The organism is Nocardia brasiliensis ATCC 700358, from assembly GCF_000250675.2.
In the GTDB taxonomy this organism is placed as follows: Bacteria; Actinomycetota; Actinomycetes; order Mycobacteriales; family Mycobacteriaceae; genus Nocardia; species Nocardia brasiliensis_B.
Genome location: NC_018681.1, coordinates 2,868,883 through 2,883,874, shown reverse-complemented (window position 1 = coordinate 2,883,874; position 14,992 = coordinate 2,868,883). Strand labels below are relative to the sequence as shown.

The following is a 14,992-nucleotide window of genomic DNA, read 5'->3' as shown; positions in this document are numbered from 1 at the left end:
GGTCCAGCGGACCGGGGCCTTCGTCGTGCTGGGTCTATCAGGCGTTGCCGGAGAGCTTCTCCCGCAGGGCCGCCAGCTGCGCGTCGCTGGCCAGCGAACCACCGGCCGACTCGGACGAGCTGGAGGACGAGGAGGCCTGCGAACCGCTCTCGGAGGAGTAGTTCGAGGAGCCGCCGCCGTTCGCGGCCTCGGCCGCGGCGTCGGCCGCCATCTTCTCCATCTGCGCGGTGTGCATCTTGTGGCGACGCTCCGCCTCGGCGTAGCGGCCTTCCCACTCTTCGCGCTGCTTGTCGAAGCCCTCGAGCCACTCGTTGGTGTCGGGATCGAAGCCCTCGGGGAAGATGTAGTTGCCCTGCTCGTCGTAGCTGTCGGCCATGCCGTACTTCGACGGGTCGAACTCGGCGTGGTAGTCCTCGTTCGCCTGCTTCAGCGACAGCGAGATCCGGCGACGCTCCAGGTCGATGTCGATGACCTTGACCATCGCGTCGTCGCCGACCGCGACCACCTGGTCCGGGACCTCCACGTGGCGCTCGGCCAGCTCGGAGATGTGCACCAGGCCCTCGATGCCCTCTTCGACGCGCACGAACGCGCCGAACGGAACCAGCTTGGTGACCTTGCCCGGCACGATCTGGCCGATCGCGTGGGTGCGGGCGAACTGACGCCACGGGTCTTCCTGGGTCGCCTTGAGCGAGAGCGAAACCCGCTCGCGATCCAGATCGACGTCGAGCACCTCGACGGTGACCTCGGTGCCGACCTCGACGACCTCGGACGGGTGGTCGATGTGCTTCCAGGACAGCTCGGAGACGTGCACCAGACCGTCGACGCCGCCCAGGTCCACGAAGGCACCGAAGTTGACGATCGAGGAGACCACACCCTTGCGGACCTGGCCCTTCTGCAGCTGGTGCAGGAACTCGCTGCGCACCTCGGACTGGGTCTGCTCCAGCCAGGCGCGGCGGGACAGGACCACGTTGTTACGGTTCTTGTCCAGCTCGATGATCTTGGCCTCGATCTCCTTGCCGACGTACGGCTGGAGGTCGCGGACGCGACGCATCTCGACGAGCGAGGCGGGCAGGAAGCCACGGAGACCGATGTCGAGGATCAGGCCGCCCTTGACGACCTCGATGACGGTGCCCTTGACGGCCTCGTCCTTCTCCTTGAGCTCCTCGATCGTGCCCCACGCGCGCTCGTACTGCGCCCGCTTCTTCGACAGGATCAGGCGGCCTTCCTTGTCCTCCTTGGTGAGAACAAGAGCCTCGACCTCATCGCCCACGGAAACGACCTCGTTCGGGTCGACATCGTGCTTGATGGAGAGTTCGCGGGAAGGGATGACGCCTTCGGTCTTGTAACCGATGTCGAGCAGGACCTCGTCGCGGTCGACCTTGACGATGGTTCCTTCGACGATGTCGCCGTCGTTGAAGTACTTGATCGTGGCGTCGATGGCGGCGAGGAAATCCTCGGCGGAGCCGATGTCGTTGACGGCTACCTGCGGCGAGGTGACGGTGGTGGGCATATGTCGGTTTGCTCCGGACGGATTGTGGTCGGTTGCGGACATTGGAACTTTCGGTACGCTGGCGAATTCACCCGCGGTGAAGTGAAGACGGACACAAGGAACGTACCGCACGTAACGCACGTGAAACTCAGCACGGGTGGTTGACTCCGGTACGGCTGTACAGAAGGCACTCGCGCGTTCAGCGTACGCGACCTTGGTCCGGCCGGGCAAACCGGTCCGGCCGCCACGCCGTCGAGCCATTCTTCCGACCGGGCACAGCAAGCGGGCGGCTATATATATGCGCGTACCGCGACCGACCTCCCGGTCCGCGCGCCGAGCCCCGCACCCCCGGTCGATAAGCTGACACCCGTGTCGGAAGATCGCCATGCAGAGGCAAACACACTGCTCGGGACCGCGGGAACGGCGCGAACCCGGATCGGCTCGGCCGCCAGCCAGCAGGCCAGCCGGCGCTGGTGGGACGCGGACGCGGGCCAGTACCACCAGACGCACGCGGAGTTCCTCGGCGTCGATTCCCCAGACGGCGAATTCGTCTGGTGCCCGGAGGGCCTGCACGAGGGCGATATGCGTTTTCTCGGCGAGGTCGCGGGCAAGCGGGTGCTCGAGATCGGCTGCGGGTCGGCGCCGTGTTCGCGCTGGCTGGCCGGGCATGGCGCGCAGCCAGTCGGGCTGGACCTCTCGATGGGCATGCTGACCCGCGGGCTCGACGCGATGCGACGCGGCGGACCGCAGGTGCCGCTGGTTCAGGCGGGCGCGGAAGCGCTGCCGTTCGCCGACGCCTCCTTCGACCTGGCCTGTTCGGCGTTCGGCGCGATTCCGTTCGTCGCCGATTCGGCTCAGGTGATGCGCGAGGTGGCCCGAGTGCTGCGACCCGGCGGCCGCTGGGTCTTCTCGGTGAATCACCCGATGCGCTGGATCTTTCCCGACGATCCGGGCCCGGCCGGGCTCACCGCCGCCATCCCCTATTTCGATCGCACCCCGTATGTCGAGGTGGACGGCGCGGGCGAGCCGACCTACGTCGAACACCACCGCACCGTCGGGGATCGCGTCCGCGAGATCGTGTCCGCCGGCCTGCTGCTGGTGGACCTCGTCGAGCCGGACTGGCCCGAATGGCTGGACCGCGAATGGGGTCAGTGGAGTCCGCTGCGCGGTGAGATCTTCCCCGGAACCGCGATCTTCATCGCGCAGAAGCCCTAACCGGCGTTCGGCCCGGGGAACGGGGGCAGCGCCGCGAAACCGGGATCGACCTTGGCGGTGGGCACCGTGCGGGCGACCCAGCGGCGGGCCCGGCTCACCGGATGGTCGGGAAACTGCTCGTCCCAACGGACTTCGTCGGCGATGTTGTAGGGCAGCTTGCCGCGCAGGCCGGGGGCGTACGGGTGCGGCGGGAACATGTGCTGCGGGCCGAGCTGGGCCATCAGCGCCGCCTCACGCAGGCCGGTGGTACCGAACTCCGGGCACAGGATCTGGAACACCGCGCTGCACCGATCTTTCGGCACCACGATCGAGGCCGCGAAAACCAGGCCGTGGTCCCGGTTGGGCAACGGCAGCTTCTCGACCCGCAACAGGCCGGGCAACTTGTCGACCCAGACGAGGAAAGCCTCGACCAGACAACCTGATTCGGCGGAGATCTGCGCGAGCCGGGTGCGCAGCGTGTCGAGGTCTTCCAGCGGCGCGGGCAGGTCGGGCACCATATCGTGGTAGGTCAGCGTGACGATGTCGCCGGTGCTGTGATCCCCCCAGGTGTTGGTGTCCATCTGTTGCAGTCCGCTGATGTCGAACGAGATTGGCACCCGCCCACCGTAACGGCGAACACGGCACGGCCGCACACCGAATTTTCGATGTGCGGCTCGGTGCCCCTATTTCGGTTTGCGGCCCGCCTGTTCGAGCGCCAGCCGCAGCGCGTATTCGATCTGGGCGTTGACGCTGCGCAGGTCGTCGGCGGCCCACTTGGCGATGGCCTCGTGGATGCCGGGGTCCAGTCGCAGTAGTAGCTTTTTGCGCTCAGCCATGGGCTTCAGCGCTCAGTTGTAGAGCGAGCCGGTGTTCACGACGGGCTGGGTCGCTCGGTCGCCACAGAGCACCACCAGCAGGTTCGACACCATCGCGGCGCGGCGTTCCTCGTCGAGTTCCACCACACCCTGCTCGGTGAGCCGGTCGAGCGCGAGGCTCACCATGCCGACCGCGCCCTCGACGATCTGTGTGCGGGCGGCGACCACCTGTGAGGCCTGCTGCCGGACCAGCATGGCCTGGGCGATCTCCGGTGCGTAGGCGAGGTGGGTGATGCGAGCCTCGAGTACCTCGATGCCGGCCAGCTCGGTGCGGTCGCGCAACTCGACGGTGAGTTCCTCGGCCACCTCGCTACCGTCACGCAGGCTGGTGCGGGTGTCGTCGTGTGAGTCGTACGGGTGCGTGGTGGCCAGGTGCCGCACCGCGGCCTCGGACTGGGTCTGCACGTACTCCTCGTAGTCGTCGACCGAGAAGGCGGCCTTGAAGCTGTCCACCACCCGGTAGACCACGACGGCGGCGATCTCGACCGGGTTGCCGTCGGCGTCGTTGACCTTCAGCTTCTGCGTCTCGAAGTTGCGCACCCGCAACGAGATCCGCTTGCGGTCGGTCAGCGGGAGCACCGAGAAGAAGCCGGGTTCGCTCACCGACCCGATGTAGCGGCCGAAGAACTGGACCACCTGGGCCTCGTTCGGGTTGACGATGGTCAAGCCGGTCGCGCCCAGCAGCAGCACGAGCACCAGGAAGCTCGCGACGATCGCCCCGACCAGGGCGGGCACGTTCTGATCGTGCGCCATCGCGATATACCCCAGCGCCGCGCCGCCGCCGAGCAACAGGGTGAGCACCAGCCAGGCCACCAGCACCAGGAAGCCGTTGACATGGAATGCGGGACGTAGCTTCATGACATCCTCCAACTATCAAAGTGATATCACCAAGATAGCAGACGGTCGGCGCGGTCCCGCATCACGACTTCGCATCCCCTCTTCGCACGACCCAGGCACGGCCGCCGGACGGTCAGCGCCGCGCCGGGCGGATGTTGCGGTTGAACCGGAACATGTTGTGCGGGTCGTACTTTGCCTTCAGCTCGGCGAGCCGGGTGTAGGTGCCGACGGCGTAGCCGCCCCGGGTCTGCGCCTCGTCGGCGTCCGCGCCCGCGCCGTAGAGGAAGTTGAGACTGTGGCCGAGCGTCCACGGTGCGAGCGCCGCCCGGATCGCCGCTTGGCTTTCCGGCGCGGTGCCCGCGTTCCCGGCGTCCGTGATGACCCGGACGACGTAGGCGGCCTCGCGATGGTCCACCGCGATCTCGGCGCGCGGCTTCGCCAGGGCGCCCCCGAGGTGGCGGATATCGATCACGGCAGCGGCATCGGAGTCCGGCCCGGCGGCGGCGAGCAAGGCGGACAACGTTTCTCCGGTCAGCGCGGTGAGCAGCGCGTTGGTGGCCGCGTACGCGTGCGGATGATCGGGGTCGCTGTGGATGGTGTGCGATTCGGTGTACGGCATGACGCGCAGGTCGTCCTTCAGCCGCTCCCCCACCGCCCGCAACGGGGCGACCAAACGCTCGCCATCGGCGGCGCTACCGTGGTACGCGATCCGGAACGACACCACGAACCGCCCGCGCAGCGGCGCGGGCACCTGCGGGATATCGGGGAAACGCAGCATGGCCACGGTGGAGGTCAGCTCGTCGGGCACCGTCGCGGTCCAGTCCCGCCAGACGTCCAGTGCCCGCTCCACCAGCGGCGTATCGAACATCAACTGGCCGCCATACACCTCGGTGACCGGCAGCAGGCCCAACTCGACCGCCGTGACCACACCGAAGTTGCCGCCACTGCCGAGCACCGCCCCGAACAGTTCATCGCCGGGCAGCACCCGGCGCACCCGTCCGTCCGCGGTGACCAGTTCGATCGCCCCGACGTGCTCGGCGGCGTAGCCGAATTCCCTTGCCAGCAGGCCGATTCCGCCGCCCAAAAGGTAGCCGACCACGCCGACCGACGGCGAGGAGCCGGTCAACGGCGCGAGCCCGTGCGCGGCGGCGGCCTCGACCAGTGCGCCCGCCCGCACCCCGGCGCCGACCCGGGCGGTGCGCGCCGCCGCATCGATCTCGAGACCGGTCATCCGGCTGGTGCTGATCAGCACTCCCCCGTCCGCGGCGACCGACAGACCGTGACCGGTGGCCTGCACCGCGACCGGCAGCCCGTGCCGGGCGGCGTATTCGACGGCGGCGCGGACGTCCTCGGCGTGCCGGGCGCCGACGACCAGCGCGGGGCGATGCGGGTAGGCGGTCTGGAAGCCCGCGATCTCCTCGTCGTATCCGGCGTCACCCGGACGGAAGACCGGGCCGGTGCAGGTATCGGTGATGTTTTCTACGGTGTTTTCCATGACTTCGACCCTGCCCGCGCCGCAATGAGAAGTACAACAGATAGATCTTCTCGCAACTAGAATCATCAGTTATGGAACTGCGTCAGCTGCGCTACTTCGTAACGGTGGTCGAGGAGGCGAACTTCACCCGCGCCGCCGCGCGGCTGCACCTCGCCCAGCCGGGACTGAGCGCGCAGATCCGGCAGCTCGAACGCGAACTCGGCCAGCAGCTGCTCGACCGCGGCGCCCGCACGGTGACGCCCACCGAGGTCGGCACGGCGGTGCTGGCCCACGCCCGCGATGCGCTCGCCGCGACCGAGCGCATCGCCGCGACGGTGGACGAATTCGCCGGCCTGCTGCGCGGCCAGGTCCGGGTCGGCTTGATCTCGGGCGCGGCCACCGAGGCGTTCGATGTGGCCGGTGTGCTCGCCGACTTCCACGACGACCATCCCCAGGTCGGCATCAGCCTCACCGAGGACACCTCCGAACGCATGCTCGCCGCCCTCGGCCGCGGCGACCTGGATCTCGCGTTGATCGGATTGACCGGCGCGCCAATGGATTCCGGAATCGGCATGGATGTGGTGCTGGAGACCGCGGTGGTGGCCGCGGTCGCGGTCGCGGACCGGACGTACGGCGCGGAGATCGCTCTCGACACACTGCGCGAGCAGCCGCTGATCTGCCTGCCACCCGGTACCGGACTGCGCGGCGTCTTCGAACTCTCCTGCGCGGCAGCCGGTTTCACGCCGAATATCGCCTTCGAGGCGGCCGCTCCGCCGCTGCTGCTGCAACTGGCGGCCCGCGGCCTCGGCATCGCGGTCGTCCCCGAACTCACGCCCGCACAAGCGGCTGCGTTCGGGGTCCGCGTGGTCCGGATCGTCCGGCCCGAGATGCACGGCAGGCTCGCACTGGTCTGGCGGGCCGACCGGCCGGGCACTCCGGCCGCCAAAGTGCTGCTCGGTCAGCTACGGATCGCGCTGGGCGGCAAAACGACCCCGTCTGAGGCGTAGGACCGGACTACTCCCGCACCCGAATTCGAGTGCGGGAGCACGACGACTCAGAGCAGCCGGGACAGGAACGTCTTGGTGCGTTCGTGTTTCGGGTTGGCGAGCAGCTCGCGCGGTGCGCCGGCCTCGACGATCACACCGCCGTCCATGAACACCAGCTTGTCGGCCACCTCACGGGCGAAACCCATTTCGTGAGTGACCACGACCATGGTCATGCCCGACTCGGCGAGCTCGCGCATGACCGTGAGCACCTCGCCGACCAGTTCCGGGTCGAGCGCGGAGGTCGGCTCGTCGAACAGCATCAGCTTCGGATCCATCGCCAGCGCGCGGGCGATCGCCACCCGCTGCTGCTGCCCACCGGACAGCTGAGCCGGATAGGCATTCGCCTTCTCCGCCAAGCCGACTCGCTCGAGCAGCTCCTTCGCCTTCGCGATGGCGTCGGCCTTGCGCACCTTCTTGACCTGGGTCGGCGCCTCGATCACGTTGTCCAGCACCGTGCGATGCGGAAACAGATTGAAATGCTGGAACACCATGCCGATTTCGCGGCGCTGCCGGGCCGCCTCACGCGGGTGCAGCTCGTAGAGCTTGCCGTTCTTCTCCTGGTAGCCGACGAGTTCGCCGTCCACGTAGAGCCGTCCGGCATTGACCTGCTCGAGATGGTTGATGCAGCGCAGGAAGGTGGACTTGCCCGAACCGGACGGCCCGATGACACACAGCACCTCGCCCCGGCCGATCTCCAGCGAGACGCCCTTGAGCACCTGCAACGCGCCGAAGTTCTTGCAGACCCGGTCGGCGACGATCATGGGGAGTCGAGCGGTCTGCTCGACGTCGACGCTGCTCATTTCGCCTTCACAATCGTCTGGGCGTCGGCCAGCTCCTGCAACTGCTTACCGGTGAGCTGGCGGGACAAGCCGCGCGAGTAGTAGCGCTCCAGGTAGAACTGACCGACCATCAGCACGCTGGTGATCGCGAGGTACCAGGTGGCAGTGACCAGCAGCAGCGGAATCGGCTGAAAGTTCACGCCGTAGATCTCGCGGGCCCGGCCGTAGAGGTCGGTACTCAGCGGCAACGCCGTGACCAGCGAGGTGGTCTTCAGCATGCCGATGAGCTCGTTGCCGGTCGGCGGGATGATCACCCGCATCGCCTGCGGCAGCACCGTCCGGCGCATGGTCTGGCTCCACGACATGCCCAGCGCGATCGAGGCCTCGCGCTGGCCCTCGCCGACGGAATTGATGCCGGCGCGGACGATTTCGGCCATGTAGGCGGCCTCGTTGAGGCCCAGGCCGATCACCGCGAAGGTGAAGGCGGCCTGCATGTTCTGCACGTTCAACTCGAACAGGTGCGGCCCCCACGGCACCCCGAGCACGATCGTCTTGTACAGCGAGGGGAACAGGCCCCAGAACACCAACTGCACGAAAACCGGTGTGCCGCGGAAGATCCAGAGGTACACCCAGGCCGCCGAACGCAGCACCGGGTTGGGCGAGAGCCGCATCACCGCGAGCAGCGTGCCCAGCAGGACGGCGATCGCCATGGCGAGCACGGTCAGTTCGAGGGTGACGACCGCGCCCTGCACGATCCGGCTGTCGAACAGGTACTTACGGTAGGTCGACCATTGATACGCCTCGTTCGTCGCGGCACCGTAGACGAACAATCCGACCAGCACCAGGATGACCGCGGCGGCGATCCACCGGCCGGGTCTGCGTAGCGGAACCGCTTTGATCGGCTCCGGTTCCATGGTGCCCGCTGCCGCGCCGGGCCCGGGATCGCCGGGCACCGGCATGGTTTCGTTCGAACTCATCGGGTCAGCTCGCGGCGCCGTTGACGACCGACTTGGTGATCGCGCCCTGCTCGACGCCCCAGTTCTTGGCGATCTCGAGGTACTTGCCGTTGTCGATCAGGCTCTGCACGGCCTTCTGCAGCACGCCGGCCAGCGGCGAACCCTTCGCGACCGCCCAGCCGTAGAGGGCCTCGCCGTACGCCGTGCCGGAGATCTCGATCTTGCCGTCGCTCTTCTGGATCGCGTACACCGTCACCGGCAGGTCCGCGGCCATGCCGTCGACCTGGCCGAGCACCAGCGCGTTGGTCGCGGCGCTCTGCTCCTCGAACGACTTGATGTCGATCGCGGGCTTACCCTCCTCGACGCACTTCTTGCTCTTGGCCGGGAGTTCGTCGGTGTCCTGAATGGTGGTGGCCTGCACGGCGACCTTCTTGCCGCAGGCGTTGTCCGGATCGATCGGCTTGCCCTTTTGCTGGGCCCACTGGGTGCGCACGTTGAAGTAGGTCGTGAAGTCGACCTGCTGCTCGCGCTCCTTGGTGTCGGTGATCGACGACATGCCCACGTCGTAGGTGCCGGCCTGAATGGTCGGAATGATCTTCTCGAAGGCGGACTCGAGGTACTCGGCCCGCACGCCCAGCGTGGCGGCGACGGCGTCCATCAGGTCGACGTCGTAGCCGACGATCTTGCCGCTCGGATCCTTGTACTCGTTCGGCTGATACGGAATGTTCACGCCGACGACGAGCTTGCCGGACTGCTTGATCTTGTCGGGGAGCTGCGCCGCGATCGAGTCGACCTTGTCGACCTTCACCTTGTCGACGGCGGGTCCGGAGTCTTCGGTATTACTACAGCCCGTCAGCAACAGTGCGCCTCCTGCGAGTACACACATCGCCTGCAGGGCGCGCCTGCCAAGAACCGATCGAACAGACACAGCAGCCCTCCACATTTCGGATTCAAGAAACCCGGGTGTCACCACCCGTTGGCAATCTAAGCGACCGAGACGCTTCGTGCTGGACAGTAACGGAAGATTGATCCGTTCCGTGCTGAACACTCCGAGCTACAACACCATGACTACCGGCGGTGGACCCTAGCACAAACCTGTTCGGTGAACTCGCTCGTCGAGGCCAGTCCGCCCAGGTCGGCGGTGGCGATGCCGGCCTCGAAGGTGGCGGCGACGGCGCGTTCCACCCGCTCAGCGGCCTGTCGCAGCGCGCCGCTGTTATGGCCGTCACGGTCCTGAGTTCCCAACCAGCGCAACAGCATTGCCGCCGACAGTTGCAGCGCCGCCGGATTCGCGCGGTTGTGCCCGGCCAGCGCGGGCGCCGCGCCGTGCACCGCCTGCGCCATCGCGTGCGTGGCCGAGCAGTTCAGCGAAGCGGCCAGACCGAGCGATCCGCTGAGCTCTCCGGCGAGGTCGGACAGGATGTCACCGAAGAGATTCTCGGTCACCAGCACGTCGTAATCGGCGGCGGCGCGCACCAGATGCGCGGCCGTCGCGTCGACGTGTTCGTCGTCGACCTCGACCCCCGGATAGGCGTGGGCAATTTCATAGCACACATCGCGGAACAGCCCCATGGTCATCGGCAACACGTTCGCCTTGTGCACAATGGTCAGTCGTTTGCGCCGCGTCGCGGCGAGCCGGAGAGCCTCGTGCGCAATCCGCTCACACGCCTGCCGGGTCACCACGCCGACCGCCATGGCGACATCCTCGGTGGCGCGGAACTCCCCCGATCCGGCGAACATATTGCGATCGGCGTAGAAACCTTCACTGTTCTCCCGGACGATCACCAGGTCGATGGCGGGCGCGAGCGCGCGGACCCCGGTGAACGCGCGAGCCGGCCGGATATTGGCGTACAGCCCGAACCGTTTCCGAATCGCCCCGCCCGGCGCCGCGCGATGGTGCTGCGGATAGGACGCGTTGTCGTGCGGGCCGAGAATCCAGGCGTCGACCTCGGCCAGCGCGTCGAGGGTCTGCGGCGGCAGCGGGTCACCGTATTCCTCGATCGCCCGATGCCCCATGAGCAGCGGCACCCATTCGATCGGCGGCGCGCCCGCCGCCGCCACGGCCTCGTCGACGACCTGCCGGGCAGCCCGCACCACTTCCGGTCCGATGCCGTCACCGTCGATCAGTCCGAGCCGTACCGGCCCGTTGGTTCGATCCGTCACCGTCTCATCCTCGTCTCGCCCGGCGCGGGTCCGCGCACCGCCCCACCACCTGCGGCGACCCACGCGCACTGCCGCCGTGATTTCGCGGCGACGGACGTGGGTATCCGGCGAGAGGACGGCGATTAGGGGTGGGCGTCCGTGCAGCCCATGGAAGATTAGAGCAACGGTCGGCGTTATAGCCGACATACCGAATGAGAGGACGTCATGGCCACCCAGACGCTGACCCAACAGAATTTCGAAGAGGTAGTCGCCGGAAACGACGTGGTACTCGTCGATTTCTGGGCTGAGTGGTGCGGCCCGTGCAAGAGCTTCGCGCCCACCTTCGAGGCCTCGTCCGAGAAGCACAGCGATGTCGTACACGGCAAGGTCGACACCGAGTCCGAGCAGGGGCTCGCGGCCGCCGCGAACATTCGCTCGATCCCGACCATCATGGCCTTCCGCGAGGGCGTGCTCGTGTTCGCCCAGCCCGGCGCACTGCCGCCCGCCGCGCTCGAAGACCTGGTCACTCAGGTGAAGGGTCTCGACATGGACGAGGTGCGCAAGCAACTCGCCGAGCAGCAGGCCGGTGCGGAGCAGTAATTCGCACGAACCGCCGACCGAACAGGGCCGTCCCTCCCCGCGGAGGGACGGCCCTGTTCTTGCCGGTAAGGGTCAGTGACCGAGCAGGTTGACGCCCGCGATCATCGCGCGCACCGTCGACTCGGCGCCGTCGTCGGCCAGAGCCGCGCTCCAGCCGCGCCGACCGTTGTATTCGCACTGCACGAAGGTCGCGGTGCCCTCCGGGGTGCGCCGCTGATGGAACTGCAGGATCTCGACCGGGTAGCCCTCCTCGTAGAGGGCCGAGGTCATCGCCGCGACCGGGCTGCCGGAGGCGATGACGGTGCGCAGGTGGTCGGAGAACTCCAGTGTCGCAGTGAATTCCGCGCCCCTGCTGCCCGCGGGCGACCAGTCGCCGAGCCGGATCGGCCCGGTGTGCTCGCAGTAGCGATCGTGGAATTGCGCCGGGGTGAGGCCGATGCTTTCGGCGCGCAGACCCCTGGGCGCGGCGGACTGGAACGTGTCTGTATCAAGCGTGAGAATGGTCATTGAAAGTTAGGTCTTCCCGAAGAATGTCGTGGCTCAGTTGACAGAGGGGACCAGCAAGTAAAAGTCTTCAGCCCGCAGCGAGGGGGCCGGTCCGAATCAGACCCCGCTACGGCGGGGTACTACGAGAAGTCGCCGCCGCGCCACCATCGCGGTGAGCGGAATTAGCACGGCGCTGTCGCGGTCTGCGACGTTGAGCGCTGCGCTGTGGCGGTCGGCGGGATTCGGCACGCGATCGAGGATAGGGACATCGCGGCGCGATCGCAACCATATTCGGCGCCCGTTTTGTCTACCCGCCGGTAGCGTTCACGCAGCTCAGGCGTGTTCCGCGCCGCCACGCCGGATAACCGGGTGCGACGCGGCTCATGTTCGCCGGCCCGTCACGCAGCAGACACCTTCGGCGGCGTGTCGTGTCGCGCGTGGCGACAACGAAAAATCCGGGCACTGCGGCCCGGATCTCGTGCGGCGCGCGGCCGCGTCAGTCGGCGAGCACCTCGTTCAACTTGCCCGTCGCGACGTCGAAGATGAAACCGCGAATGGCATCCTTGTGTACGACGAACGGACTCGCGACGATGCGCGCGATCGATTGGCGCACATCTGTTTCCAGATCACCGAACGCCTCGGCCGCCCATTCGGGCTTGATGCCGGTGTCCTGCTGGATCGAGGCCTTGAAGTCCTCGTCGGTGAAAGTCAGCATGCCGCAGTCGGTGTGGTGGATCAGGATGATCTCGCGGGTGCCGAGCAAGCGCTGACTGATCGCGAGCGAGCGGATCTCGTCGGCGGTGATGACGCCGCCCGCGTTCCGGATCACATGCGACTCGCCCTCCTGGATGCCCAGCGCGCCATAGACATTCAGTCTGGCGTCCATGCACGCGACCACCGCGACGTGCTTGGCGGGCGGCAACGGCAGCGGTCCGGTGAAGGTGCTCGCGTAGACGGCGTTGTTCTGCAGATACTCGTCGGTCACGGTCATCGGTCGATCCCCTGCGCTAGGTATGCACGGCTGCTGCTTATATGTGGCATGGCCCACGATAGGCAGCAGCACCGCGGAGCGGACCGGTCGCGCTCACCGTGATTCCTTTACTGGCGCGGCGAGAGCGACACAGACTCGCCTCACATTGCGCCGAGGCGGTTGACACTGTGACGGTCGCCACCTTAATCTGAGCCCGCTCGCTCCCTGTCTGAGACAGAAGTTCGTCCGTGATCGAGCATTCCGGGATCGGCGAACAGATCGAGGACAACGATGACCCTGGTGCGCAAAGTGGCGACAGCGCTGATGGCCTGTGGGCTGATCGGGTCGGCGGGCGCACCCGCGCACGCCGATCAACTGCCGGTCCCCTACGGCAACGGCGAAATGGTGCGCGTCGCCCTGACCGATTTCAACGGTCCGGTGCCCGGCGCCAACGACTACGGCTGCACGCCCGCGCCCGAACATCCCGACCCGGTCGTCCTCATCACCTCGACGTTCCTCACCGACGCCGTCAACTGGACCGCGCTGGCGCCGTACCTGCACAACCAGGGGTACTGCGTGTTCACGTTCAACTACGGCCGCGATATGTACCGGTTCCCGCCGGGCGTCCCGGGCGTCGATCCCATCGCACTGTCCGCGCCGGCCATCGTGGGCGTGGTGGACCGGGTGCTCGCCGCCACCGGCGCGAAAAAGGTTGATCTGGTGGGACATTCGCAGGGCGGGCTGGTCGGGCGCTACTACATCAACGCGCTGGGCGGCGCGGACAAGGTCGATCAGATGGTGCTGATCTCCTCGCCGTGGCAGATCCTCGGACCGGTCGACATCATGCGACCGCTCACCGAGATCGTGCCCCGGGCACTCTATGACGCCATCGTCCGCAACGGCGTGGTCTGGCCCGGCCTGCTGACCATCGCCGACCCGTGGGTGGTCGAGCAGGCCACGGTGATTCAGCCGCACATCGAATACACCCAGATCACCGATATCGCCGACGAGATGAACCTGAGCACGCTGGGCGGCATGGCGAACCCTGCCGGTGTCCCGAACACCAGGACCGTCTGGATCAACGAGGTCTGCCCCACAGATTTCTCCACCCATTTCGCCCAGCCGTACTCCCCCACCGCGGTAGCCCTGGTCCACAACGCCCTGGACCCCACCCACCCCGTCACCCCACCCTGCACCGTAGTGCCCTTCTACGCCCCCTGAACCTCCCCACCGGCCACCGGCCCCCCGCCCCGCGCCGCGCCACCACAACGGTTCAGCACGGAACGTGCTTGCCACGCCCTGTCGACATAGTTGGAAGAACCTGACCGGCGCAACCCCCGGTGCTCCCGTGCCACTGGAATCGAGGGCACGAGGGGAGGTTTGGGGGCGACGTAGGCTTGGGGGTCTGGAGCGTGTGGGTCCGCTGCGGATGCGGGGAGGTGGCGGTGCAGATCACCGAATTCAGCGTTTTCGGGCTGCGGTCTGCGGTCATCGATCTGCGGGTGCGGGGAAATCCGTTGACCATTCGGCTGTTTCCGATGGTGCATATCGGCCGGCGCGAGTTCTATCAGGCGGTAGCCGAGCAGCTGCGCGCCTGCGATGTGATCGTGTCCGAGGGCGCCGATACACCCAGTTCCACCGGTCGCGCGATCATCCTGGCCATGCGCATGACCTTTCAACGTGCGGCGCGCACGCTGGTGTATCAGGACATCGACCATGCCGCGCTCGGCGTGCCGGTCGTCTGGCCCGAGAGCAAATCCCGTGGCAGACAGCGGATGCCGTTCCTTTCGTTTCTCGACATGCTTCTGCTGACCCCCTACTACGTGGCGGTCATGGCGCTCGGCGGCCGAGGCTGGTTGCTGCGCAACAAGTTCGAGGTCTACGACAACACCGAGGTACGTCTGCGGCTGATGAACAAGACCTTCCTGCACGACCGTGACAAGGCCCTGATCGCCGCGCTGACGAAGCTGCACACCGAGCGGCACGACCGCGCCGAGGTGATCGCCGTCGTGTACGGCGCCGCGCATATGCCCGCCGTGATCGCCGCGCTGAACACCGCTTTCGGCTATCGCGCGGTGGGCGCCGACTGGTTGACGGTGTTCGACGCGGCCATGCCGTACCGCTCGGTCGACTGACGCACCGGC

16 protein-coding genes are annotated in these 14,992 nt (G+C 67.2%); 5 read left to right on the top strand and 11 right to left on the bottom strand.

Features of this window, described 5'->3' with window-relative positions:
* Positions 1-37 precede the first annotated feature (37 nt).
* Positions 38-1,510, bottom strand: coding sequence for a 30S ribosomal protein S1 (rpsA, locus tag O3I_RS13015; RefSeq protein WP_014983385.1), 1,473 nt, complete (start codon positions 1,508-1,510; stop codon positions 38-40).
* A 348-nt stretch (positions 1,511-1,858) separates the two neighbouring features.
* Here rpsA and O3I_RS13010 point away from each other — a divergent pair, with 348 nt between their 5' ends.
* Positions 1,859-2,704, top strand: a complete 846-nt coding sequence (locus tag O3I_RS13010; RefSeq protein WP_014983384.1) for a class I SAM-dependent methyltransferase — start codon at positions 1,859-1,861, stop codon at positions 2,702-2,704.
* On the opposite strand, the gene O3I_RS13005 is transcribed toward O3I_RS13010, so the two are convergent.
* The 4 genes from O3I_RS13005 to O3I_RS12995 all read right to left on the bottom strand — a co-directional run bounded on the left by O3I_RS13005 (position 2,701) and on the right by O3I_RS12995 (position 5,890).
* The gene (locus O3I_RS13005) at positions 2,701-3,300 is read right to left on the bottom strand and encodes a hypothetical protein (protein WP_014983383.1); all 600 of its coding nucleotides are present in this window, start codon (positions 3,298-3,300) and stop codon (positions 2,701-2,703) included. The genes O3I_RS13010 and O3I_RS13005 overlap by 4 nt on opposite strands.
* Before the next feature lie 66 nt (positions 3,301-3,366).
* Positions 3,367-3,519, bottom strand: a complete 153-nt coding sequence (locus tag O3I_RS45505) for a hypothetical protein (protein ID WP_014983382.1) — start codon at positions 3,517-3,519, stop codon at positions 3,367-3,369.
* Positions 3,520-3,531: 12 nt separating this feature from the next.
* The gene (locus O3I_RS13000) at positions 3,532-4,416 is read right to left on the bottom strand and encodes an SPFH domain-containing protein (RefSeq protein ID WP_014983381.1); all 885 of its coding nucleotides are present in this window, start codon (positions 4,414-4,416) and stop codon (positions 3,532-3,534) included.
* Between the two features lie 112 nt (positions 4,417-4,528).
* Positions 4,529-5,890: an FAD-binding oxidoreductase gene (locus O3I_RS12995; RefSeq protein ID WP_014983380.1), complete on the bottom strand. Its 1,362-nt coding sequence runs from the start codon at positions 5,888-5,890 to the stop codon at positions 4,529-4,531.
* Between the two features lie 71 nt (positions 5,891-5,961).
* On the opposite strand from O3I_RS12995, the gene O3I_RS12990 reads away from it, so the two are divergent.
* On the top strand, positions 5,962-6,876 hold the full coding sequence (locus tag O3I_RS12990) for a LysR family transcriptional regulator (protein WP_014983379.1): 915 nt from the start codon (positions 5,962-5,964) through the stop codon (positions 6,874-6,876).
* 47 nt (positions 6,877-6,923) lie between these two features.
* On the opposite strand, the gene O3I_RS12985 is transcribed toward O3I_RS12990, so the two are convergent.
* The 4 genes from O3I_RS12985 to O3I_RS12970 all read right to left on the bottom strand — a co-directional run bounded on the left by O3I_RS12985 (position 6,924) and on the right by O3I_RS12970 (position 10,813).
* A complete protein-coding gene (locus O3I_RS12985; protein ID WP_014983378.1) occupies positions 6,924-7,676 on the bottom strand; it encodes an amino acid ABC transporter ATP-binding protein in 753 nt (250 codons plus the stop codon).
* 35 nt (positions 7,677-7,711) lie between these two features.
* Positions 7,712-8,653 (bottom strand): amino acid ABC transporter permease, encoded by a 942-nt coding sequence (locus tag O3I_RS12980; protein ID WP_051066937.1) that lies wholly within the window; start codon positions 8,651-8,653, stop codon positions 7,712-7,714.
* A 22-nt stretch (positions 8,654-8,675) separates the two neighbouring features.
* Positions 8,676-9,536 carry an ABC transporter substrate-binding protein gene (locus tag O3I_RS12975; protein ID WP_041562588.1) on the bottom strand — a complete coding sequence of 287 codons (861 nt, stop codon included), beginning with the start codon at positions 9,534-9,536 and terminating at the stop codon, positions 8,676-8,678.
* 182 nt (positions 9,537-9,718) lie between these two features.
* A complete protein-coding gene (locus tag O3I_RS12970) occupies positions 9,719-10,813 on the bottom strand; it encodes an isocitrate/isopropylmalate dehydrogenase family protein (protein ID WP_014983375.1) in 1,095 nt (364 codons plus the stop codon).
* 204 nt (positions 10,814-11,017) lie between these two features.
* On the opposite strand from O3I_RS12970, the gene trxA reads away from it, so the two are divergent.
* Positions 11,018-11,392, top strand: coding sequence for a thioredoxin (trxA, locus tag O3I_RS12965; RefSeq protein ID WP_014983374.1), 375 nt, complete (start codon positions 11,018-11,020; stop codon positions 11,390-11,392).
* Between the two features lie 72 nt (positions 11,393-11,464).
* On the opposite strand, the gene O3I_RS12960 is transcribed toward trxA, so the two are convergent.
* Both O3I_RS12960 and O3I_RS12955 read right to left on the bottom strand, forming a co-directional pair.
* Positions 11,465-11,899: a 2-keto-3-deoxygluconate kinase gene (locus O3I_RS12960; RefSeq protein ID WP_014983373.1), complete on the bottom strand. Its 435-nt coding sequence runs from the start codon at positions 11,897-11,899 to the stop codon at positions 11,465-11,467.
* A gap of 475 nt (positions 11,900-12,374) precedes the next feature.
* Positions 12,375-12,869 (bottom strand): beta-class carbonic anhydrase, encoded by a 495-nt coding sequence (locus tag O3I_RS12955; RefSeq protein ID WP_014983372.1) that lies wholly within the window; start codon positions 12,867-12,869, stop codon positions 12,375-12,377.
* Between the two features lie 270 nt (positions 12,870-13,139).
* Here O3I_RS12955 and O3I_RS42600 point away from each other — a divergent pair, with 270 nt between their 5' ends.
* Both O3I_RS42600 and O3I_RS12945 read left to right on the top strand, forming a co-directional pair.
* Positions 13,140-14,069, top strand: coding sequence for an esterase/lipase family protein (locus O3I_RS42600; protein WP_014983371.1), 930 nt, complete (start codon positions 13,140-13,142; stop codon positions 14,067-14,069).
* Between the two features lie 224 nt (positions 14,070-14,293).
* On the top strand, positions 14,294-14,983 hold the full coding sequence (locus O3I_RS12945; RefSeq protein WP_141692291.1) for a hypothetical protein: 690 nt from the start codon (positions 14,294-14,296) through the stop codon (positions 14,981-14,983).
* The last annotated feature ends 9 nt before the right edge of the window (positions 14,984-14,992 follow it).